This window comes from Cellulomonas avistercoris (genome assembly GCF_014836445.1).
Lineage (GTDB): Bacteria > Actinomycetota > Actinomycetes > Actinomycetales > Cellulomonadaceae > Cellulomonas > Cellulomonas avistercoris.
The window spans coordinates 368,580-390,495 of sequence record NZ_JACSQV010000001.1 but is presented as its reverse complement, the minus strand read 5'-3'; the positions used below and the strand labels follow the sequence as shown (position 1 = coordinate 390,495).

The following is a 21,916-nucleotide window of genomic DNA, read 5'->3' as shown; positions in this document are numbered from 1 at the left end:
GGGCGCGCCGGACAGCCGGATGGCGCCCGCGAGCACGCTCGGCGTGTTCGCGACGCTGCGCCGCGCGGCGCAGGTCTCACCCGAGCTGCTCGACGGTCTGACTCTCACGCTCGCGCTGGCCGTGGTCGCGGCGACCGCACGCGTGCTGGTGCCGATCGCGGTCCAGCAGACCGTCGACACCGCGATCCTCGCGCCCGGTGGCGTCGACGTGTCGCGGGCCGCGGCGCTCGTCGGCGTCGCGGCCCTCGGTCTCGCGGTGGGAGCGGCGTGCTCCGCGCTGGTGAACGTGCGGCTGTTCCGCTCGAGCGAGGCCGGTCTGCTGACCCTGCGCACGCGGGCGTTCCGCCATGTCCACGACCTGTCGGTCCTCACGCAGAACAGCGAGCGGCGCGGTTCGCTCGTCTCCCGCGTGACGTCGGACGTCGACACGATCTCGATGTTCGTGCAGTGGGGCGGCATCATGCTGCTCGTCTCGGTCCTGCAGATCTTCGTGGCCACGACGCTCATGGCGGTCTACTCGTGGCAGCTCACGCTGCTCGTGTGGGCCTGCTTCCTGCCCCTGCTGGTCGTGCTGCCGCGGATGCAGAAGGGCGTCAACCGTCGCTACGCGGCGGTCCGGGAGCGGTACGGCGCGATGCTGGGTGCCGTGTCCGAGGCCGTCGTCGGCGCCGAGACGATCCGCGCCTACGGCGTGTCGGCCCGGACGCAGCGTCGGATCGACGCCGCTGTGGCTGCGACCCGGCGCGCGATGGTGCGGGCCCAGACGCTCGTGGCCGTCGTGTTCTCGTCCGGCGTGCTGGTCGCGAACCTCGTCCTGGCGGTCGTCGTGGTGGCCGGCACGTGGCTCGGCGTCGCGGGTGACCTGAGCGTCGGGCGCGTCCTGGCCTTCCTCTTCCTCGTCCAGCTGTTCACCGGGCCCGTGCAGATGGCCACCGAGATCCTCAACGAGCTGCAGAACGCCATCTCCGGGTGGCGGCGCGTCCTCGGGGTCCTCGAGACGCCCGTCGACGTCGCCGAGCCCGGCGACGACGCCGTCGCCAGCCCGCGGGGCCCCGCGTCCCTGACGTTCCAGGACGTCGGCTACGCCTACCCGGACGGTCCGCCCGTGCTGCGGGACGTCGACCTGCACGTCGAGGCCGGCACGTCCGTGGCCGTCGTGGGGGCGACCGGATCGGGCAAGACGACGATGGCCAAGCTCGTGGCCCGGTTCATGGACCCCACGACGGGGGCCGTGCTCCTCGACGGGGTCGACCTGCGCCGCATCGCGTCGGCCGACCTGCGTCGTCGTGTCGTGCTGGTCCCGCAGGAGGGGTTCCTCTTCGACGGCACGCTCACCGAGAACGTCGCGTACGGGCTGCGCGACGAGGCCCCCACGGGTGGGCTCACGCCGGAGGCGGTGGCACGGGTCGAGCGGGTCGTCGCCGAGCTCGGGCTCGACACCTGGGTCGCCGAGCTGCCGGCCGGCATGGCCACGCCGGTGGGCCAGCGCGGTGAGCTGCTGTCGGCGGGGGAGCGGCAGCTGGTCGCGCTCGCGCGTGCGCGCCTCGCGGACGGTGACCTGCTGCTCCTCGACGAGGCGACCTCCGCCGTGGACCCCGTCGCCGAGGTGCGGATCGCACGCGCGCTGCGCGAGCTCGCGCGCGGCCGCACGACGCTCACGATCGCGCACCGGCTGTCCACCGCGGAGGCGGCGGACCTGGTCGTCGTCGTGCACGCGGGTCGCGTCGTCGAGGTCGGCACCCACGCCGACCTGGTGGCCCGCGGTGACCACTACGCGGCGATGCACTCCGCCTGGGTCTCGCAGACCCGCTGACGGGCCCGGGCGAACGCTCGTCCCGCGGCGGCGGGGTGGCACCGCGCGCCCGCGCGCGTGGCAGGATCGTCGGGTGCCGCAGACCGACCCCTCCACCACCACCGCCGACGGCCGCCAGATGCGCAGCGCCCTCGACCCCGCCGTGGCCGCGCGCCTGCGTCGCGACGACGCCGGACTGGTCGCCGCGGTCGTGCAGCAGCACGACACGCGGGACGTGCTCATGCTCGGCTGGATGGACGACGAGGCGCTGCACCGCACCCTGACGACGGGCCGCGTGACCTTCTGGAGCCGGTCCCGCCAGGAGTACTGGCGCAAGGGCGACACGTCCGGGCACGTCCAGCACGTGCGCTCGGTCGCACTCGACTGCGACGGCGACGCGCTGCTCGTCACGGTCGACCAGGTCGGTGCGGCGTGCCACACCGGCACCCGCACGTGCTTCGAGGCCGGCGGCCCCCTGCCGGTCGTCGTCCCCGCAGCGTCCGACCCGTCCGCGGGCGACGACGCCCCGACCTCCCGAGGAGCCCTGCCGTGACCCAGCCGTCCGTCTCCGCCGCGCCGCGCGCGACCGCCACGGACCTGCCCTGGGGGGCGACCTGGCCCACGCGCGAGGACTTCCGCGAGCTGGCCGCGGACCGCCGCGTCGTGCCCGTCGTGCGGCGGCTCCTCGCCGACGACGTGACGCCCGTGGGCCTGTACCGCACGCTCGCGGCAGGACGGCCCGGCACGTTCGTGCTCGAGTCCGCCGAGTCGGACGGCACCTGGGGCCGCTGGTCCTTCGTCGGCGTGACCGCGCGCGCGTGCCTGTCGGTGCGCGACGGGCGTGCCGCGTGGTCCGGCGACGTGCCGGTCGGTGTGCCGACCGAGGGCGACGTGCTCGACGTCCTGGGCCGCACGCTCGAGGTGCTGCACACGCCCCGCATCGACGGTCTGCCGCCGCTCACGGGCGGTCTCGTGGGGGTGCTCGGCTGGGACGTCGTCCGGCACTGGGAGCCGACGCTGCGCGCGCTCGCACCCGAGGAGCTGGGCATCCCCGAGGTGACGATGCTCCTCGCCTCGGACCTGGCGGCCGTCGACCACGTCGACGGGTCGGTGTGGCTCGTCGCCAACGCGATCAACTTCGACGCGACCGACGAGCGGGTCGACGAGGCCTATGCCGACGCGCTGCACCGGCTGGACGAGATGCAGGCCGCGCTGCGCCGGCCCGCGCCGCCCGCACCCGCCGTCATCGACCCGGACGCGACGGTGCCGGAGCTGGAGTTCCGCAGCACGCGCGAGGAGTTCGAGGAGCAGGTCCGGCGCGGCCAGGAGGCGATCCGTGACGGCGACGTCTTCCAGGTGGTGCTGTCGCAGCGCCTGGACCTGGACTGCCCGGCGGACCCCCTGGACGTCTACCGCGTGCTGCGGACCGTCAACCCGAGCCCGTACATGTACCTGCTCGCGCTGCAGGACGCGGACGGCCGGGACTTCTCGGTCGTCGGGTCCAGCCCCGAGACCCTCGTGAAGGTCAGCGACGGCCACGTCACGACGTTCCCGATCGCGGGGTCCCGCCCGCGGGGCACGACGCCGGAGCAGGACCGCGCGCTGGCCGACGAGGTCCTCGCCGACCCCAAGGAGCGTGCGGAGCACATCATGCTCGTCGACCTGTCGCGCAACGACATGGTCAAGGTGTGCGAGCCGACGAGCGTCGAGGTCGTCGAGTTCATGGCCGTGCGCCGGTTCTCGCACATCATGCACATCTGCTCGACGGTCGTCGGCCGCCTGCGCGCGGGGTCCACGGCGCTGCAGACGCTCGTGGCGACGTTCCCCGCCGGCACCCTCTCGGGTGCGCCGAAACCCCGGGCGATCGAGCTGATCGACGAGCTCGAGCCGGCCCGCCGGGGCGTGTACGGCGGCACCGTGGGGTACTTCGACTTCGCCGGGGACATGGACATGGCCATCGCGATCCGCACCGCGGTCATCCGGGACGGCCGTGCGAGCGTCCAGGCCGGCGGCGGCATCGTCGCCGACTCGGTGCCCGCGCTCGAGTACGAGGAGTCGCGGAACAAGGCGGCGGCCGCCGTGCGGGCGGTCCAGCTCGCGGCGTGCCTGCGTCGCGACGTGCCGTGACGGGTGCGTCGACGGCCGGCTCCCGGCCGACGGTGACGGACGGCCCTGCGCGTCGCGGGCGGTGGGTGCTGCTGCTCCTGCTCGCCGCGGCGCTGGTCGGTCTCGTGGCGCTGCCCACGTGGGTGGTCGCGGAGGGCAGCAGCGCGCTGGAGGGTCGGGTCCGCGTGGCCGTGGCGGGGTCCGAGGTCGCGCCCCAGGCCTCGGCGGCGGCGCTCGTGCTGCTCGCGGCGGCCGGCGCGGCCGCGCTCGTGGGACGGGCCGGTCGCTGGGTCGTCGCGACCGTGGTGGCCGGTGCCGGGGTGCTCGTGGCGGCGGCCGGGGTCGCGGTGCTCGCCGACCCGAGCGGCGCCGTGACGGGCGCGGTGGCGCAGGCCACGGGTGTGGCGGCCGGTGACGCGCGGACGACGACCACGCTGGGGCCGGTCGCCGCCGTCGCCGTGGGTGTGCTCGTCGTGGCGCTCGGTGTCGCCCTGGCCCGGGCGCGTGGCACCTGGCGCCAGGGGTCGCGGCGCCACGAGCGTCCCGGCTCCACCGCGACCGGTCCGGCGGGGCCCGTCGACGAGCGCTCGGACTGGGATGCGCTCAGCCGGGGCGACGACCCGTCCTGACCAGCGCGTCGGCCGGTCCGGTCTCGGATAGGGTGAGGCAAACCGAGCACGAAGGACGTACTTCTGATGGCCGATCACTCGCTGGCCCACCGTTCCCAGACCCCGACCCGCACCGAGACGATGCACCTGCCGCCGACCACGGCGCCGACGAACCACGGGCGCACCGTCGCCGCGTGGACGACGACGTGGGGAGTCGTCCTCGGAGGCGTGGTGGCCGCGCTGGGCGTGGCCCTCACGTACGCCTGGCTCTTCTGGGTCGGCATGGGCGTCATCGTCGTCGCCCTGGTCCTGGGCAAGGTCCTGCAGCTGCTGGGCCACGGGCAGGGCGGAGCGGCGACGCTCGCCCGCGCGCAGCGACGCGGCGGCCACTGACCGTACCCGGTTTCCTCCGGTCCGCACCGGGCCGGTGCGACCGGTCTCCACCGACGCAGGGAGTGCTGCATGTCGACCCCCAACGACCCCCGAGACCCGTACAGCCGCGACGAGCCGGACACGGGTTCGGGAACGCCCGACCCGGCGTCCGGCCAGCCCGTGCCGCCCGCGGCCGGCGAGGTCCCGCCGTACCCGGCGGGCACCGCGCCCGACGTGCCCCCGGCACCCGCGCCCGGGCCCGCCTACGGCCAGACGCCGCCGGCGCCGCCCTACGGGCAGCCGCCCGCGTACGGGCAGGGGCAGCCCCCCGCGTACGGCCAGGGCCAGCCGCCCGCCTACGGGCAGGGCCAGCCGCCCGCCTACGGGCAGGCTCCCGCGTACGGCCAGGAGGCCGGTGGCTACGGCGCTGCCGGCTACGGCCAGCCGCAGTCCACCGCGCGCAACTCGCTGGGCGTGTGGTCGCTCGTGCTGGGCATCCTGTCGATCGTCCTGTGCTGCTTCGTCGTGGGCGTCGTGCCCGGTGCCATCGGCATCTGGCTCGGCATCAAGGGCCGCGGCGCCGCGGCGCGTGGTGAGGCCAGCAACGGCGGCCTCGCGCTCACGGGCATCATCCTGAGCGTCCTGGGCATCCTGGCGGGTCTGTACTTCCTCGTCAGCTACGGCGTGCTCATCAACGAGTACGGCGGCTGGGACGGCTTCATGGAGTACCTCCAGGAGGAGATGGAGCGCCAGCAGCAGCTCGCGCCGTGATCACCGCACCGGGAGCCCCGGTGAGCACCGGCACCGCACCCCCGTCGCACGCGCTGCGACGGGGGGCGGTGCCGTTCGCTGTGGCGGGCGCGGCCGTGGCGGGAGCCGTCCTGCTCGTCGCGCGCACGCCCTACGCGCCCCTGAGCTACGGGTACTGCCCCTCGCTGCTGTTCCTGGGGGTCTCCTGCCCAGGGTGCGGAGGTCTGCGCGCGACGCACGACCTCCTGACCGGCGACCTGGTCGGTGCATGGGCGGCCAACCCGCTGTGGACGCTCATCGCCCCGCTGCTCGTGCTCCTCTGGGGCACCTGGACGGTGCGGCGGCTGCGGGGCGGTCCGCCGCTCGCGTCGCCGGCGTGGGCGCCCTGGGCGCTGCTGGTGGCCGTCGTGACGTTCGGGGTGCTGCGCAACGTCCCCGCGCTCACGCCCTACCTGGGGCCCGCACCCCTGCCCTGAACCCCGGGCGCGACGCGCGCCCTTCCCACCGACCAGCCCGGAGGCACCGATGAGCACATCACGCGACCCGCAGCAGGGTCCCGTCTACGGGCGGGAGGGGGCGTACGCGACGCATCCGGCCACGGACCCCGCGGTCCCGCCTGCCGTGGCGTCCGGTCCGGCGGTGCCGCCGTCCGGTCCCGCCGCCCCGCCGCCACCGTTCGGCGCGCCCCAGCACGACGGGCCGCCGCCCTTCGGCACGCCGCAGCACGACGGGCCGCCGCCCGGTGCCCCGCTCCCGCAGGGCTACCCCGCCCCCGGCGCCTCCGGGCGGTACCTGCCGCGCAACGACCTCGCCGTGTGGTCGCTCGTCCTGGGCCTGCTGGGCGTCATGGGCTGCCTCTTCCTCACCGGCGTGCCCGCGGTGATCGTCGGCAACAACGCCCGTCGCGCCGTGGCCGCCGGCCAGGCGGACAACGACGGGATGGCGACCGCGGGCATCGTGCTCGGGTGGGTGGCGACCGCCCTGGGCGTGCTCGCCCTGCTCGCTGTGGCGTTCCTGACGATCCTGCCGCTCGTGCTCATGGGGATCGCCGTGCCGTTCCTCGGCACGGGAGGCTAGGTCCACCCCCGGACCAGGAGTGGACCACGGGCTGGACCACGACGCAGGTGACGCCGAGGCGTGCCGCCGGTGGTCCACGCCTCGGGAGGGTGGACGGGCGCGGCGCGCGGCACGTCTACCATGGCTCGTCGGCCACGGCCCCGGGCAGTGAGCGGGAGGCGTGCCGCACCATTCGGCCAGAGGGGATGATCCGTCGATGACCGTGCTGGACGACATCGTCGCGGGGGTCAGGGAAGACCTTGCCGCGCGGGAGGCAGCGACGCCTCTCGGGGAGCTCAAGGAGAGGGCCGCGCGCCGGGAGTCGGCGCTGCAGTGCGTGGCGCGACTCAAGGTGGCGGACGCCGTGACCGTGATCGCGGAGGTGAAGCGCTCCAGCCCCAGCAAGGGTGCGCTCGCCTCGATCTCGGACCCGGCTGCCCTGGCCGCCGAGTACGAGAAGGGTGGGGCGGTCGCGATCTCCGTGCTCACCGAGCAGCGGCGGTTCAACGGATCGCTGGACGACCTCGACGCGGTCCGCGCCCGGGTCGACGTGCCCGTCCTGCGCAAGGACTTCGTCGTCTCGCCCTACCAGGTGTGGGAGGCGCGCGCGCACGGCGCCGACCTGGTCCTGCTCATCGTGGCGGCGCTCGAGCAGACGGTCCTGGAGTCCCTGGTCGAGCGCGTGCACTCCCTGGGGATGACCGCGCTCGTCGAGGTGCACGACACCGAGGAGGTCGCTCGCGCGGTCGACGCGGGTGCGCGCGTCATCGGCGTCAACGCGCGTGACCTGCGCTCGCTGGAGGTCGACCGGACCACGTTCTCGCGCGTCGCCCCCGCGATCCCGTCGGACGTCGTCAAGGTCGCAGAGTCGGGTGTCCGCGGGCCGCACGACGTCATGGACTACGCGCGCGCCGGGGCGGACACCGTCCTCGTCGGCGAGGCCCTCGTCACGGACGACGCCCCCCGGCAGTCCGTGGCGGACCTCGTGGCCGCCGGTGCGCACCCCTCGCTGCGGGCGGTGCGGCAGTGAACGCGCCGGAGACCGGCCGCGGCCAGGTCACGCGGAGCATGCGGGACGTCTTGCTCGGCGGCGGGCCGCTCGGGCGTCATGAGGGCCCCTACTTCGGCGACTTCGGTGGCCGCTTCGTCCCCGAGGCGCTCATCGCGGCCCTCGACGAGCTCGAGGCGCACTACCGCAAGGCCCTGGCCGACCCGGCGTTCTCCGACGAGCTCGAGCGCCTGCACCGTACCTACACCGGCCGGCCGAGCCCCCTCACCGAGGTGCCCCGGTTCGCCCGGCACGTCGGCGAGGGTGTGCGCGTGTTCCTCAAGCGTGAGGACCTCAACCACACGGGGTCGCACAAGATCAACAACGTGCTCGGGCAGGCCCTGCTGGTCAAGCGCATGGGCAAGCGGCGGGTCATCGCCGAGACGGGTGCGGGACAGCACGGCGTCGCGACCGCGACCGCCGCGGCGCTGCTCGACCTCGAGTGCACGGTGTACATGGGCGAGGAGGACACGCAGCGCCAGGCCCTGAACGTCGCCCGCATGGAGCTGCTCGGCGCCACCGTCGTGCCCGTCACCATCGGCTCGCGCACGCTCAAGGACGCCATCAACGAGGCGCTGCGGGACTGGGTCGCGAACGTCGAGTCGACGCACTACATGCTCGGCACCGTCACCGGACCGCACCCCTTCCCGGAGATGGTCCGCGACTTCCACAAGATCATCGGAGACGAGGCGCGCGGGCAGATCCTCGACGAGACCGGCGCGCTGCCGGACGCTGTCGTGGCGTGCGTCGGCGGCGGGTCCAACGCGATGGGCATCTTCAACGCGTTCCTCGACGACCCGCAGGTCCGGCTCTTCGGGTTCGAGGCCGGCGGCGAGGGCATCGCGTCCGGTCGTCACTCCGCGCGCTTCTCGGGCGGTGCGCCCGGCGTGCTGCACGGGGCGCGCAGCTACCTGCTGCAGGACGAGGACGGACAGACCCTGCCGAGCCACTCGGTCTCCGCAGGCCTGGACTACCCGAGCGTCGGTCCCGAGCACGCCTGGCTGCACGACACGGGCCGCGCGCAGTACCGGCCGGTCACGGACGACGAGGCGATGGAGGCCTTCCGCCTGCTGTGCCGCACCGAGGGCATCATCCCGGCCATCGAGTCCGCACACGCCCTCGCCGGTGCGATCCAGCTCGGCCAGGAGGCTGCGACGTGGGCGCAGGACGGGCGGGCTCCCGTCATCCTCGTCAACCTGTCCGGTCGAGGTGACAAGGACGTGGCGACGGCCGCCGCGTGGTTCGGCCTCATCGAGCCCGAGCCCGTGCTGAAGGCCGACGAGGGAGAGCAGCTGTGAGCGTGACGGACGTCCGGTCGGCGACGGGCGAGAAGCTCGACGCGCTGGCCTCGGGGCCCGAGCCGCGTGCCGCGCTCATCGGCTACCTGCCGGTCGGGTTCCCCTCGGTGCCGGGTTCGGCGCGCGCCGTGCGGACCATGGTCGAGGCCGGGGTCGACATCGTCGAGCTGGGCGTGCCCTACACCGACCCCGTCATGGACGGACCCGTGATCCAGGCCGCCGCCAACCAGGCGCTCGCCAACGGCACCCGGGTGCGCGACACGCTGCTGGTCGCGGAGCAGGTCGCCGACGCGGGCGCGCCCGTGCTGGTCATGACCTACTGGAACCTCGTGCTGCGCTACGGGGTGGACGCGTTCGCGCGCGACCTCGCCGCCGCGGGCGGTGCCGGTCTCATCACGCCTGACCTGATCCCGGACGAGGGCGGCGAGTGGCTCGCGGCGGCCGACGCGCACGGGCTGGACCGGGTGTTCCTGGTCGCGCCGAGCTCGACGCCCGAGAGGCTCGCCTCGACGGTCGCGGCCAGCCGCGGCTTCGTGTACGCCGCGTCGACGATGGGCGTCACGGGGGAGCGCGCGACGGTCGGGGAACGGGCCGAGCAGCTCGTCGCCGACACGCGCGCGGCCGGCGCGGCCCGCGTGTGCGTCGGCCTGGGCGTGTCGCGTCCCGAGCAGGCGGCGCAGGTCGCCGCGTACGCGGACGGTGTGATCGTCGGGTCGGCGCTCGTGCGCCCGCTCCTGGAGGCACCCGACGAGGCCACCGGTCTCGACGCCCTGGCGGGCGTCGTGCGCGGTCTGGCCGACGGCGTGCGCTCGGCGGTGCGGACCCCTCGATGACGCAGGTGCCCTTCGCGATCCCCAGCCCGTCGCAGGGCGTCTGGCACCTGGGCCCCTTCCCGCTGCGCGCGTACGCGATCGCGATCCTGCTCGGCATCGTCATCGCCACCGTGATGACGCAGCGGCGCTGGAAGGCCCGCGGCGGGGACCCCGAGACGGTGCTGGACATCGCGTACTGGGCGATCCCCTTCGGGATCGTCGGCGGGCGGATCTACCACGTGGTCAGCTCGCCCGACGCGTACTTCGGGCCCCACGGCGACCCCTGGAAGGCGTTCGCCATCTGGGAGGGCGGCCTGGGCATCTGGGGCGCCGTCGCGCTCGGTGCCGTCGGCGCGTGGATCGGCTGCCGGCGTCAGGGGGTGCGTCTGGCGGTCTTCGCGGACGCCCTCGCTCCCGGCCTGCTGGTGGCGCAGGGCGTCGGCCGGCTGGGCAACTGGTTCAACCAGGAGCTGTTCGGCGGTCCGACGACGCTGCCGTGGGGTCTGCGCATCGACGACCTCCACCTGCCGGCGGGGTACGACCCCGGCACGCTGTTCCACCCGACGTTCCTGTACGAGCTGCTGTGGAACCTCGCGGCGGCCGCGCTCCTGATCTACCTGGACCGGCGCCTGGAGCTGGGCCACGGGCGGCTCTTCTGGCTGTACGTCGTGCTCTACACGTCGGGCAGGCTGTGGATCGAGATGCTGCGCATCGACCCGGCCGAGACCGTGCTCGGGCTGCGACTCAACGTCTGGACGTCGATCGTGGTCGGCCTGGCCGCGCTGGTAGCGTTCGTGGTGGTCGGACGTCAGCACCCTGGACGTGACACGACCGTCCTGCTCACACCCCCCACCACGCAGGACGACGAGGCGGACACCCCCGACCGCGCCCGGTGACACCCGTGCGTCGGACCCGGCTCCGTTCGACACGGTCATCGTGACCGTCGCGCGGACGGTATCGTCGCCTCACACCACGGGCCGACGACGTCCCGGTACCCCCCTTGTTCGTTCGACGCCCTGGCCCTCCCGGGGACTGTGAGGACGGTGCTGATGTCGACGTCGCCCGTGAGCCCTGGCCCAGCCGTGGCGCCTGCCCGGCACGCCCTCTACGACCCGGCGGCCGAGCACGACGCCTGCGGGTTCGCCTTCGTCGCGACGCTGCGCGGCACCCCCGGACGCGACATCGTCGACGCCGGGCTGACGGCGCTGCTCAACCTCGACCACCGCGGTGCGGTCGGTGCGGAGGAGGACAGCGGTGACGGCGCGGGGATCCTCACGCAGATCCCCGACGCCTTCCTGCGCGACGTGGTCGACGCCGAGCTGCCGGCTGCCGGCTACTACGCCATCGGCATGGCCTTCCTGCCCGTCGACGACGCCGAGCGGGCGCACGTGGTCGCGGCAGTCGAGGCGGTCGCGGCGGAGGAGAAGCTCGAGGTCCTGGCCTGGCGCGAGGTCGTCGTGACGGCGGACCTGGTCGGTCCCACCGCCCGCGCCTCGATGCCCGTGTTCCGCCAGCTCGTCGTGGCCGACCCGTCGCGCGAGCTGTCGGGCATCGCCCTCGACCGCCGCGCCTACCGCCTGCGCAAGCGCGCGGAGCGCGAGCACGGCGTGTACTTCGCCTCGCTGTCGGCGCGCACCATCACCTACAAGGGCATGCTGACGACCGGGCAGCTCGAGCCGTTCTTCGCGGACCTGTCGGACCCGCGCTACGCCACCGAGATCGCGCTCGTGCACTCGCGCTTCTCCACCAACACGTTCCCGTCCTGGCCCCTGGCCCAGCCGTTCCGGATGGTCGCGCACAACGGCGAGATCAACACCGTGCGCGGCAACCGCAACTGGATGGCGGCCCGCGAGGGCATGCTCTCGTCCGAGCTCCTGGGCGACCTCGAGCCGCTCCTGCCCGTCTGCACCCCCGGCGGGTCGGACTCCGGCAGCTTCGACGAGGTCCTCGAGCTGCTGCACCTGTCGGGCCGCTCCTTGCCGCACTCCGTGATGATGATGATCCCGGAGCCGTGGGAGAACCACGCGCAGATGGACCCGGACACGCGCGCGTTCTTCGAGTACCACTCGACGCTCATGGAGCCGTGGGACGGCCCCGCGGCCATGACGTTCACCGACGGCACCCTGATCGGTGCCGTGCAGGACCGCAACGGGCTGCGGCCCGGTCGGTACTGGGTGACCGAGGACGGGCTCGTGGTCTGCGCGTCCGAGGCGGGCGTGCTCGACATCGACCCCGCCTCGATCGTCGCCAAGGGCCGCCTGGAGCCGGGCCTGTTCTTCCTCGTCGACACCGGCCAGGGCCGGATCGTGGCCGACGTCGAGGTCATGGCCCAGCTCGCCGCCCAGCGCCCGTACGCGCAGTGGGTCCAGGAGAACGCCGTCCACCTCTCGCAGCTGCCCGAGCGCGAGCACGTCGCGCACTCGGCCGCCTCGGTCCGCCGCCGTCAGCGCGCGTTCGGGTACACCGAGGAGGAGCTGAAGATCCTCCTGGCGCCGATGGCCGCCGCGGGCGCCGAGCCGCTCGGCGCGATGGGGTCGGACACGCCCGTCGCCGTGCTCTCGAAGCGTCCCCGGCTGCTCTTCGACTACTTCACGCAGATGTTCGCGCAGGTCACCAACCCGCCGCTGGACGCGATCCGCGAGGAGCTCGTCACCTCCATCGGCGGGGCGATCGGCCCCGAGCCGAACCTGCTCGCGGACGGCCCCGAGCACGCGCGCAAGATCATGCTGCCGTTCCCGGTCATCGACAACGACCAGCTCGCCAAGATCGTGCACGTCGCCAAGGAGCCGTCCCTGGGCTTCCGCGCCACCACGATCCGCGGGCTGTACAAGGTCGACGGGGGAGGGGCGGCGCTCGAGCGGCGCCTCGAGGAGATCTTCGCCGAGGTGGACCGCGCGGTCGCCGACGGCGTGAGCTTCCTCGTGCTGTCGGACCGCAACTCCGACGCGGACCTCGCACCGATCCCGTCGCTGCTGCTGCTCTCCGCCGTGCACCACCACACGCTGCGGCGTCACACCCGTACGCAGATCTCGCTCGTGGTCGAGGCCGGCGACGTGCGCGAGGTCCACCACGTGGCACTCCTCATCGGCTACGGCGCGGCCGCGGTCAACCCGTACCTCGCGATGGAGACGGTCGAGGACCAGGCGCGCGGCGGCTACCTGCCGGGCGTCACGCCGGAGAAGGCGGTCGCGAACCTCATCAAGGCGCTCGGCAAGGGCGTCCTGAAGGTCATGTCCAAGATGGGCATCTCGACGATCGCGTCGTACCGGGGCGCGCAGGTGTTCGAGGCGATCGGCCTGTCGCACGCGCTGGTCGACCGGTACTTCACCGGGACGACGAGCCGCCTCGGCGGCATCGGGCTCGACGTCATCGCGGCCGAGGTCGCCGCGCGGCACGCCGACGCCTACCCCGCCAGCGGCAACCGCCAGGCGCACCAGCGCCTCGCGGTCGGCGGCGAGTACCAGTGGCGCCGGGGCGGCGAGGAGCACCTGTTCGACCCCGAGACGGTCTTCCGCCTGCAGCACTCGACTCGCACGCGCCAGATGGACGTGTTCCGGGAGTACACGGCACGTGTCGACGAGCAGTCCGAGCGCCTCATGACGCTGCGCGGCCTGCTGCGGTTCAAGGAGGGCGTCCGCCCGCCGGTGCCGATCGACGAGGTCGAGCCCGTCAGCGAGATCGTCAAGCGCTTCAACACGGGCGCGATGTCCTACGGCTCGATCTCGGCCGAGGCGCACGAGACGCTGGCCATCGCCATGAACGAGATCGGCGGCAAGTCGAACACCGGTGAGGGCGGCGAGGACCCCGACCGCCTGCACGACCCGCGGCGCCGCTCGGCCATCAAGCAGATCGCCTCCGGGCGCTTCGGCGTGACCTCCGAGTACCTCACCAACGCCGACGACATCCAGATCAAGCTCGCCCAGGGGGCCAAGCCGGGCGAGGGCGGTCAGCTGCCCGGTCACAAGGTGTACCCGTGGGTCGCGAAGACCCGGCACTCCACGCCGGGCGTCGGGCTGATCTCGCCGCCGCCGCACCACGACATCTACTCGATCGAGGACCTCGCGCAGCTCATCCACGACGCGAAGAACGCCAACCCGTCCGCCCGCATCCACACCAAGCTCGTCAGCGAGTTCGGGGTGGGCACGGTCGCCGCGGGCGTGGCCAAGGCGCACTCGGACGTCGTCCTGATCTCCGGCCACGACGGCGGCACGGGCGCGAGCCCGCTGACGTCGCTGAAGCACGCCGGCACGCCGTGGGAGATCGGGTTGGCGGAGACCCAGCAGACGCTGGTGCTCAACGACCTGCGCGACCGCGTCGTCGTGCAGGTCGACGGCCAGCTCAAGACGGGCCGTGACGTGCTGGTCGGCGCTCTGCTGGGTGCCGAGGAGTTCGGCTTCGCCACCGCGCCGCTGGTCGTCTCCGGCTGCGTGATGATGCGGGTCTGCCACCTCGACACGTGCCCTGTGGGCGTCGCGACGCAGAACCCCGAGCTGCGTGCGCGGTTCACGGGTCGTCCCGAGTTCGTCGTCACCTTCTTCGAGTTCATCGCGCAGGAGGTGCGCGAGCACCTCGCAGCCCTCGGGTTCCGGTCGATCAAGGAGGCCGTGGGTCGCGTCGAGATGCTCGACACGCGCCACGCGGTCGACCACTGGAAGGCCGAGGGCCTGGACCTGACGCCCGTGCTCGCGGTGCCCCGGCCGAAGCCGGGCTCGGGCCTGTCCCACGCGCGGGCGCAGGAGCACGGCCTCGAGCGGGCGCTCGACAACCAGCTCATCGCCCTGGCCGCGGACGCCCTCGAGCGTGCGGAGCCGGTGCGCATCGCGCTGCCGGTGCGCAACGTCAACCGGACGGTCGGCACCATGCTGGGCCACCACGTGACCAAGCGGTACGGCGGTGCGGGGCTGCCCGACGACACGATCGACGTGACGCTCACGGGCTCGGCGGGCCAGTCGTTCGGCGCCTTCGTCCCGAAGGGCATCACGCTGCGGCTGTTCGGCGACGCCAACGACTACGTCGGCAAGGGCCTGTCCGGCGGACGCCTCGTCGTGCGGCCCGACCGCAGCTCGGCCCTGACGAGCCAGCACAACGTCATCGCCGGCAACGTCATCGGGTACGGCGCCACGAGCGGGCAGATCTTCCTGCGCGGGCTCGTCGGCGAGCGGTTCGGCGTGCGCAACTCCGGCGCGACGCTCGTCGTCGAGGGCGTGGGCGACCACGCGTGCGAGTACATGACCGGCGGCACCGTCCTGGTGCTGGGCCCCACGGGGCGCAACCTGGGAGCCGGCATGTCCGGCGGCACCGCCTACGTGCTGGACCTCACGCCCGAGCTGGTCAACGTCGAGGCCGTGCGGACGGGCGAGCTCGCGCTCGACCCGCTCGACGACGAGGACTTCGCGCTCGTCGAGAGCCTGCTGCGCTCCTACGCCGAGGAGACCGGGTCGCTCGTGGCGGCCCAGCTCCTGGAGGACCCGACGGCGACGCGCGCACGCTTCACGCGTCTGCTGCCCACCGAGTACGCCCGCGTCCGCACCGCTCTCGCGCAGGCCGAGGCCGACGGCCTCGACCCGAGCGCGCCGGGCGTGTGGGACAAGATCCTGGAGGTGGCCCGTGGCTGACCCCCGCGGCTTTCTGAAGGTGCGGGACCGCGAGCTCCCGCCGAACCGCCCGGTCGAGGTGCGGCTGCGCGACTGGAAGGACGTCCACGCGCACCTCGAGGAGGGTCAGCCGTTCCTCAAGGAGCAGGCGGGCCGCTGCATGGACTGCGGCATCCCGTTCTGCCACAACGGCTGCCCCCTGGGCAACCTCATCCCCGACTGGAACGACCTGGTGTGGCGCGGGCAGTGGGGCGACGCGATCGACCGGCTGCACGCGACCAACAACTTCCCGGAGTTCACCGGGCGGATCTGCCCGGCGCCGTGCGAGTCGAGCTGCGTGCTGGGGATCAACCAGCCGCCCGTGACCATCAAGAACGTCGAGGTCTCGATCATCGACGAGGCGTTCGCGCGCGGGCTCGTGACGCCGCAGGTGCCGCAGCGCCTGACGGGTCACACGGTCGCCGTCGTCGGGTCGGGCCCGGCGGGCCTCGCGGCGGCGCAGCAGCTCACCCGTGCCGGGCACACCGTCGCGGTGTACGAGCGCGACGACGAGATCGGTGGCCTGCTGCGCTACGGCGTGCCGGACTTCAAGCTCGAGAAGATCCACATCGACCGCCGGCTCGAGCAGATGCGCGCCGAGGGCACGCGGTTCCGGCCGGGCGTCGAGGTCGGCAAGGACGTCACCTGGGTCCAGCTCCAGGCTCGCTACGACGCGATCGTGCTGGCCACCGGCGCCACCGTGCCGCGCGAGCTCCAGGTCCCGGGGCTCGGGCTCGACGGCGTGCACGTCGCCATGGACTACCTGCACCAGGCCAACGCGGTCGTCGCCGGCAAGGACGTGCCCGAGCAGATCACCGCCGAGGGCAAGCACGTCGTCATCATCGGCGGCGGTGACACCGGCTCCGACTGCCTGGGCACCGCCCTGCGCCAGGGTGCGGCCTCGGTCACGACGCTCGCCATCGGCAAGCAGCCGCCGACGGAGCGTCCGGAGTCCCAGCCCTGGCCGACGGACCCGGTGCTCTTCGAGGTCTCGTCCTCGCACGAGGAGGGCGGTGAGCGTGCCTACCTGGCCTCGACCGTCGCGTTCCTCGGTGACGAGGGCGACGACGGCGGGCACGTGCGCGCGCTGCGCCTGGCGACCACCGAGTACCTGCCGGACGGCCGCCGCGTGCCGACGCCCGGCACCGAGCGTGACGTCCCCGCCGACCTGGTGCTCATCGCGATGGGCTTCACGGGCCCCGAGACCGCGGACCTCACCGAACAGCTCGGTGTGGAGCTCACCGGTCGCGGTGCCGTGGCCAGGGACGACGACTTCGGCACCAGCGTGCCGGGCGTCTTCGTCGCCGGCGACGCCGGTCGTGGGCAGTCGCTCGTCGTCTGGGCGATCGCCGAGGGCCGTGCCGCGGCCGCGGCCGTGGACGCCTACCTCTCGGGCTCGTCCGAGCTCCCTGCCCCCGTCTCCGCCAGCACGGTGGCTCTGCGACCCTGAGCCCCGTCCCCCCGAGTCCCATCCCGGGACGTGCGTACCCGCAGGCCGGGCACGCCCCCCGGGACGTCCGGCCTTAACGCCGAAATCCAGGAAGGCATAGTCTCGACTTATGCGTAGAGCCAAGATCGTCTGCACCATCGGTCCCGTGACGGAGTCGCCCGAGCAGGTCCAGGCCCTCGTCGACGCCGGCATGGACGTCGCACGCCTGAACCGCAGCCACGGTGACACCGAGGTGCACAAGCGTGTGTACGACAACGTGCGTGCCGCGGCCAAGGCCTCGGGCCGCTCGGTCGCCGTCCTCGTCGACCTCCAGGGACCCAAGATCCGCCTCGGGCGTTTCATCGAGGGCAAGCACGACCTCGCCGTCGGCGACGTCTTCACCATCACGACGGACGACGTCGAGGGCACCAAGGAGCGCGTCTCGACGACGTTCAAGGGCCTGACCGGCGACGTCAAGCCCGGTGACCCGATCCTCATCGACGACGGCAAGGTCCTCGTCCGCGTCACCGCGGTCGAGGGCAGCGACGTCGTCACGCGCGTCGAGGTCCCGGGCCCGGTGTCGAACAACAAGGGCCTCAACCTGCCGGGCGTCGCGGTGTCGGTGCCGGCCATGAGCGACAAGGACGAGGAGGACCTGCGCTGGGCCCTCAACGTCGGCGCCGACCTCATCGCGCTGTCGTTCGTCCGCTCGGCGGCCGACTACGACGACGTCCGTCGCATCATGGAGGAGGAGGGCCGGGTCGTCCCGGTCATCGCCAAGATCGAGAAGCCGCAGGCCGTCGAGAACCTCAACGAGATCGTCCAGGCGTTCGACGGCATCATGGTCGCCCGCGGCGACCTCGGTGTGGAGCTGCCGCTCGAGCAGGTCCCGCTCGTGCAGAAGCGTGCGGTCGAGCTGGCGCGCCGCAACGCCAAGCCGGTCATCGTCGCGACGCAGGTGCTCGAGTCGATGATCACGAGCCCCCGCCCGACGCGCGCCGAGGCGTCCGACTGCGCCAACGCGGTGCTCGACGGTGCGGACGCGGTCATGTTGTCCGGCGAGACGAGCGTCGGCGACTTCCCGATCGAGGCCGTGCGCACCATGGCGCGGATCATCGAGAGCACCGAGGAGCTCGGCCGTGAGCGCATCGCGCCCCTCGGCTCGGTGCCCTCGTCGCGGGGCGGGGCGATCACGCGTGCCGCTGCCGAGATCGGTGAGCGCATCGGTGTGAAGTACCTCGTGACGTTCACGCAGTCCGGCGACTCCGCGCGGCGGATGTCCCGCCTGCGGGCGCCGATCCCGCTGCTCGCCTTCACGCCCGAGGAGGACGTGCGCAACCGCCTCTCGCTGTCCTGGGGCGTCCAGACGTACCAGGTCCCGAAGGTCGACAGCACCGACTCCATGGTCAGCCAGGTGGACCACACGCTGCGCGCCAACGGCCTGGCGGAGGTCGGCGACTACGTCGTCGTCGTCGCCGGGACCCCCGTGGGCGTCGTCGGGTCGACCAACACGGTCGTCGTGCACAAGATCGGTGACGACGAGGTCGAGCGCACCCGCATCGCCTGATCCTGTCCGCCGCCCCGCGGTCCGCCCCCGGGGGGGGGGGGGGGCCGGGCGGCGTCCTGCGGGGTGCACGCACCGCGACGGGCACCTGCTCCATGTGCGGCCACCGGGTACCCACGCGCGACGCCGCGCGCCTGAGCACCCGTCCCGGGGGCGTGGGATGAGGGGGACGCACCTGGGTACCACCGCAGGGACCCGGTGCCCGAGCGCCCGGAGGAGCCATGACCCAGGTCCTGGTCGCGCCCGGCGGACCCGCGGCCGGCGGACCCGCGCCGGCCCCGCGACGCGTCGAGGCGTACCGCACGCTCCCTGGTACCCGGCTGACGGTGCTCGTCGACGCGCGCGTCGCCGACGAGGCGCTGTCGCGCGTGCTGCGCGCGCTGCGCGGCCAGACGCGCCGACCGGCGCACGTGGTCGTCGTGGCCGACCGCGGCGCGGACGCCACGGTGAGGGTCGCGCACGCGCACGGTGCGAAGGTCGTGCACCCGCACGACGACGCCGACGGCACGGCGGGCGCGCTGAACCAGGCGCTGTCCACGCTGGCCGGCGCCCCGCGCCGGTACGTGATGGTGCTCGACGCCGGCACGGTGGTCGGGCCGCGGTTCGTCGAGACCGCGCTGGAGCGGCTCGATGCCGACCCGGGTCTCGGAGCCGTGCACGGTGTGCCCTCCGGTCCGGCGCCCCGCGGCCGGCTGGCGCGCTGCCAGTCGAACGAGCACGCGCGGTACGCGAGGTGGACCGCGTCGACCGGGACGGTCGGTGTCGCGGCCGGCAACGCCTCGGTCTTCCGCTACGACGCGCTGCTGGACGTGGCCCGTGCGCGCGGCTCCGCGCTGCCGGGCCGTGCCGGTGACGTGTACGACCGCGGCGCCCTCACCGAGGACTCCGAGCTGACCCTGGCGCTGCGCACGCGCGGGTGGCGGGTCACCGCGCCGCGCGGGTGCGTCCGCAGCCGCGAGCTCGTGCCGAGCGTCGCGGAGCTGCGCCGCCGGCGGGTCCGGTCGTACGTGGGCGTGCTCGCCGACCTGCGTGCCTACGGGCTGACCCGCCAGGCCCTCTCCCTGCACGCGCAGCAGCTCGTGCACACGCTCGGGGCGCTCGTGCTCTGGGTGCTGCTCGGGGTGACGGTGGCGTCCGCCGTGACGGGCACGCTCAGGTGGCGGCCCGCCTGGCTCGCCGTCGCCGGGGTGCTCGTCCTCGAGCGTCTCGCCGCGGCGTGGCGCGCAGGCGTGCGGGCGCGCCGGTTGAGTCTCCTGGTGGTGCCCGAGCTCGTGTACGACCTCGCGGTCCGCGGGGCGTACCTGACCGGGCGGCGCCACCACCTGACCGGGCGGAACCCGCAGCGCGCCCACCCGACCGTCGGGGGCGACCGCACCGCACCGCCTCACGCCGCAGGCGCCGCCCGGTCGACGGCGTCCGAGCCCCACAGCTCCACCGTCTGCAGCACCCAGGAGACCGCGAACTGCGCCACCAGGGCGGTCTCGAGGATCAGCACGGCGTGGCCCCAGTCCGGGGCCAGCGCGTGCAGCGCCACGACGACGGACAGCGTCAGCAGCATCACGGCCCCGACCGTCGCGTACGCGGCCGCCCAGCGGCCGGAGGTCGCGCGCGCGTCGAAGGCGCGTCGGACCACGACGCCGATGACCGCCACGAAGAGCACGACCGCGGCCACGTCGTGCGCGCGCGCGACGACCACCTGGGGAGCCACCGCGAACGCCACCGCCAGCACCACGGCCGGTGCCGCGACGGTGGCGCGCACGAGCGTGCTCGGCACGGGCAGCCGCGACCGCGCGGCGACCACCGCACGCGCGGCACCCACGACGAGGCCGGCGAGGACCAGCGCGGCGACCTGGGTGCGGACGTCGTGCTCGACCGCGAGGGGCGACGGCGCCCCCGGTCCGGCGCACCCGGTGCGAGGCTCGGTGGGCACGAAGGCGACGACCAGCGCGAGGAGGCCGGCGACGTCCAGCAGGGCGTCCTCCACGTCGTCCGTACCCGTGTAGGCCACGAGGAGGGCCCCGACGGCGCACAGCGACCCGACCAGGGCGTCACGCGCACCGCTCCAGTAGTACGCGCTCAGCGAGTCCAGCCAGCACCCCAGGCGCACGGACTCCAGGACCACGGCGGTCCCGAGGAGGCCGAGGAGGATCACCACCCCGAGCCGCAGGCTGCGGTAGGTGGACCGCACGGCCCGACGGTCCGCCGTCGACGTCGCCCCTGCGTGCACCGCGCCACCTCCCGCGCACACCCTGCCATCGCGCGTCGGCGTGCGCCCGCGGACCGGTATCACTCGCGTCCGGGAGCGTTCCTCCAGGGGAGGCCGGTGGGCGACCGAGGAGGGGGCATGACGGTGGTACGCACGGACGTGCGCGCGACGACACGGGGCACGGAGCGGGCCGCGCGCGCTCAGCGGGTGGTGCGCTCGCACGACCTGAACGCGCTCGCGGTGCAGGCGGACCTGATGCTGGTGCAGGACGCGATCGAGGCCGCGGGGGAGCGGCGCACGGCCGCGGCGCGTGCGGCGCGGGACATCTGCGCCGCGGAGCTCGACGTGGCGCAGGCCGCGGTCGACCAGGCCGTGAGCGCCGCGCGTGAGCCGCGGGCGCGCCGCGACGCGCGCGTCGAGTTCGCGTGGCACGCCGTGCACAGGGCCCGTGCGATGCTGCCGCTCATCGTCCCCGACGACGCGTTGGGCAGCCAGTACCTGTACGCCGTCGAGCGGGTCGGGCGGATGCGCCCGCGCAACGGTGAGCTCCTGTCCCGGTTGACCAGGCTCGCGCGTACCGCGCCGGCGACGGAGGGCCATCGGCACACCCTGAGCTACGCGCTGTCCGCCGCGTACGGCGCCGCCGACCGGGAGTACCGGCAGATGCGCCACCTGCGTGACCGGCTGATGCGGGTCGCGTGGGCCACCACGCTGGCGCTCCTGGTCGTCGTGGCCGCCGGGACGCTGGTACCCACGCTGTTCCCCCTGTGCCTGGAGGCGGAGGGGGCCGTCTGCCCTGCCGGCGGCGCCACACCGACCGCCGGGGACGTCGCGAGCGTGGCCGCGCTCGGGATGGTGGGAGCGGGGATCACCGCGGTCGTCGCCGTGCGCCGCACGCGTCCGTCGCTGTCCCCCTACCGGATCACCCCCGCGCTCGGCCTGCTGCGCATCCCGTTCGGCGGGATCGTGGCGGTCGTCGGCGTGATGGTGCTGCAGGCACAGGTCGTCAGCGGGTTCGTGGGGCTGGCCACGCGTCAGGAGATCGCCGCGTACGCGCTGGTGTTCGGCTTCGCGCAGGAGGCGGTGACGCGTCTGCTGGAGAACCGCGCCACCGCCCTCCAGGAAGCGGTGGGCACGGCGTCCGGCGTCGCCGTCACACCCGCGCCGGGGGACGGGCAGCAGCCGGACCGGACCTGACGGGCCGTGTCGGTGGTCGGTCCTAGCGTGGAGGTGACCGGTTGC

Annotated in this window: 17 protein-coding genes; all 17 read left to right on the top strand. The window is 73.9% G+C overall.

What is annotated here, in order from left to right; all coding sequences use genetic code 11:
- The first annotated feature begins 19 nt into the window (after window positions 1–19).
- The 17 genes from H9657_RS01795 (at window position 20) to H9657_RS01715 (ending at window position 21,871) form a co-directional block, all read left to right on the top strand.
- Window positions 20–1,813 (top strand): ABC transporter ATP-binding protein, encoded by a 1,794-nt coding sequence (locus tag H9657_RS01795; RefSeq protein ID WP_191779964.1) that lies wholly within the window; start codon window positions 20–22, stop codon window positions 1,811–1,813.
- 118 nt (window positions 1,814–1,931) lie between these two features.
- On the top strand, window positions 1,932–2,345 hold the full coding sequence (gene hisI, locus H9657_RS01790) for a phosphoribosyl-AMP cyclohydrolase (protein ID WP_225214492.1): 414 nt from the start codon (window positions 1,932–1,934) through the stop codon (window positions 2,343–2,345).
- Window positions 2,342–3,919 carry an anthranilate synthase component I gene (locus H9657_RS01785; protein ID WP_191779704.1) on the top strand — a complete coding sequence of 526 codons (1,578 nt, stop codon included), beginning with the start codon at window positions 2,342–2,344 and terminating at the stop codon, window positions 3,917–3,919. The genes hisI and H9657_RS01785 overlap by 4 nt, the downstream gene beginning before the upstream one ends.
- Window positions 3,916–4,527, top strand: coding sequence for a Trp biosynthesis-associated membrane protein (locus tag H9657_RS01780; protein ID WP_191779702.1), 612 nt, complete (start codon window positions 3,916–3,918; stop codon window positions 4,525–4,527). Before H9657_RS01785 ends, H9657_RS01780 begins: the two co-directional genes overlap by 4 nt.
- A 66-nt stretch (window positions 4,528–4,593) precedes the next feature.
- Window positions 4,594–4,899 carry an HGxxPAAW family protein gene (locus tag H9657_RS01775; protein ID WP_191779700.1) on the top strand — a complete coding sequence of 102 codons (306 nt, stop codon included), beginning with the start codon at window positions 4,594–4,596 and terminating at the stop codon, window positions 4,897–4,899.
- 69 nt (window positions 4,900–4,968) lie between these two features.
- A complete protein-coding gene (locus H9657_RS01770; RefSeq protein WP_191779698.1) occupies window positions 4,969–5,649 on the top strand; it encodes a DUF4190 domain-containing protein in 681 nt (226 codons plus the stop codon).
- Window positions 5,650–5,669: 20 nt separating this feature from the next.
- The gene (locus H9657_RS01765; RefSeq protein WP_318241225.1) at window positions 5,670–6,104 is read left to right on the top strand and encodes a DUF2752 domain-containing protein; all 435 of its coding nucleotides are present in this window, start codon (window positions 5,670–5,672) and stop codon (window positions 6,102–6,104) included.
- Between the two features lie 49 nt (window positions 6,105–6,153).
- Window positions 6,154–6,705: a DUF4190 domain-containing protein gene (locus tag H9657_RS01760; RefSeq protein WP_191779694.1), complete on the top strand. Its 552-nt coding sequence runs from the start codon at window positions 6,154–6,156 to the stop codon at window positions 6,703–6,705.
- Between the two features lie 196 nt (window positions 6,706–6,901).
- Window positions 6,902–7,714 carry an indole-3-glycerol phosphate synthase TrpC gene (gene trpC / locus H9657_RS01755; protein WP_191779692.1) on the top strand — a complete coding sequence of 271 codons (813 nt, stop codon included), beginning with the start codon at window positions 6,902–6,904 and terminating at the stop codon, window positions 7,712–7,714.
- Window positions 7,715–7,752: 38 nt separating this feature from the next.
- A complete protein-coding gene (gene trpB / locus H9657_RS01750; RefSeq protein WP_191779690.1) occupies window positions 7,753–9,030 on the top strand; it encodes a tryptophan synthase subunit beta in 1,278 nt (425 codons plus the stop codon).
- Window positions 9,027–9,863, top strand: coding sequence for a tryptophan synthase subunit alpha (trpA, locus tag H9657_RS01745; RefSeq protein ID WP_191779688.1), 837 nt, complete (start codon window positions 9,027–9,029; stop codon window positions 9,861–9,863). The genes trpB and trpA overlap by 4 nt, the downstream gene beginning before the upstream one ends.
- The gene (gene lgt / locus H9657_RS01740; RefSeq protein WP_191779686.1) at window positions 9,860–10,738 is read left to right on the top strand and encodes a prolipoprotein diacylglyceryl transferase; all 879 of its coding nucleotides are present in this window, start codon (window positions 9,860–9,862) and stop codon (window positions 10,736–10,738) included. The genes trpA and lgt overlap by 4 nt, the downstream gene beginning before the upstream one ends.
- Before the next feature lie 153 nt (window positions 10,739–10,891).
- Complete coding sequence (gltB, locus tag H9657_RS01735) at window positions 10,892–15,457, top strand: glutamate synthase large subunit (RefSeq protein WP_191779684.1); 4,566 nt, start codon at window positions 10,892–10,894, stop codon at window positions 15,455–15,457.
- Window positions 15,450–16,925, top strand: a complete 1,476-nt coding sequence (locus H9657_RS01730; protein ID WP_191779682.1) for a glutamate synthase subunit beta — start codon at window positions 15,450–15,452, stop codon at window positions 16,923–16,925. The genes gltB and H9657_RS01730 overlap by 8 nt, the downstream gene beginning before the upstream one ends.
- Before the next feature lie 109 nt (window positions 16,926–17,034).
- The gene (gene pyk, locus H9657_RS01725; RefSeq protein WP_191779680.1) at window positions 17,035–18,471 is read left to right on the top strand and encodes a pyruvate kinase; all 1,437 of its coding nucleotides are present in this window, start codon (window positions 17,035–17,037) and stop codon (window positions 18,469–18,471) included.
- Window positions 18,472–18,689: 218 nt separating this feature from the next.
- Window positions 18,690–20,471: a glycosyltransferase family 2 protein gene (locus H9657_RS01720; RefSeq protein WP_191779678.1), complete on the top strand. Its 1,782-nt coding sequence runs from the start codon at window positions 18,690–18,692 to the stop codon at window positions 20,469–20,471.
- 341 nt (window positions 20,472–20,812) lie between these two features.
- A complete protein-coding gene (locus tag H9657_RS01715; RefSeq protein WP_191779676.1) occupies window positions 20,813–21,871 on the top strand; it encodes a hypothetical protein in 1,059 nt (352 codons plus the stop codon).
- The last annotated feature ends 45 nt before the right edge of the window (window positions 21,872–21,916 follow it).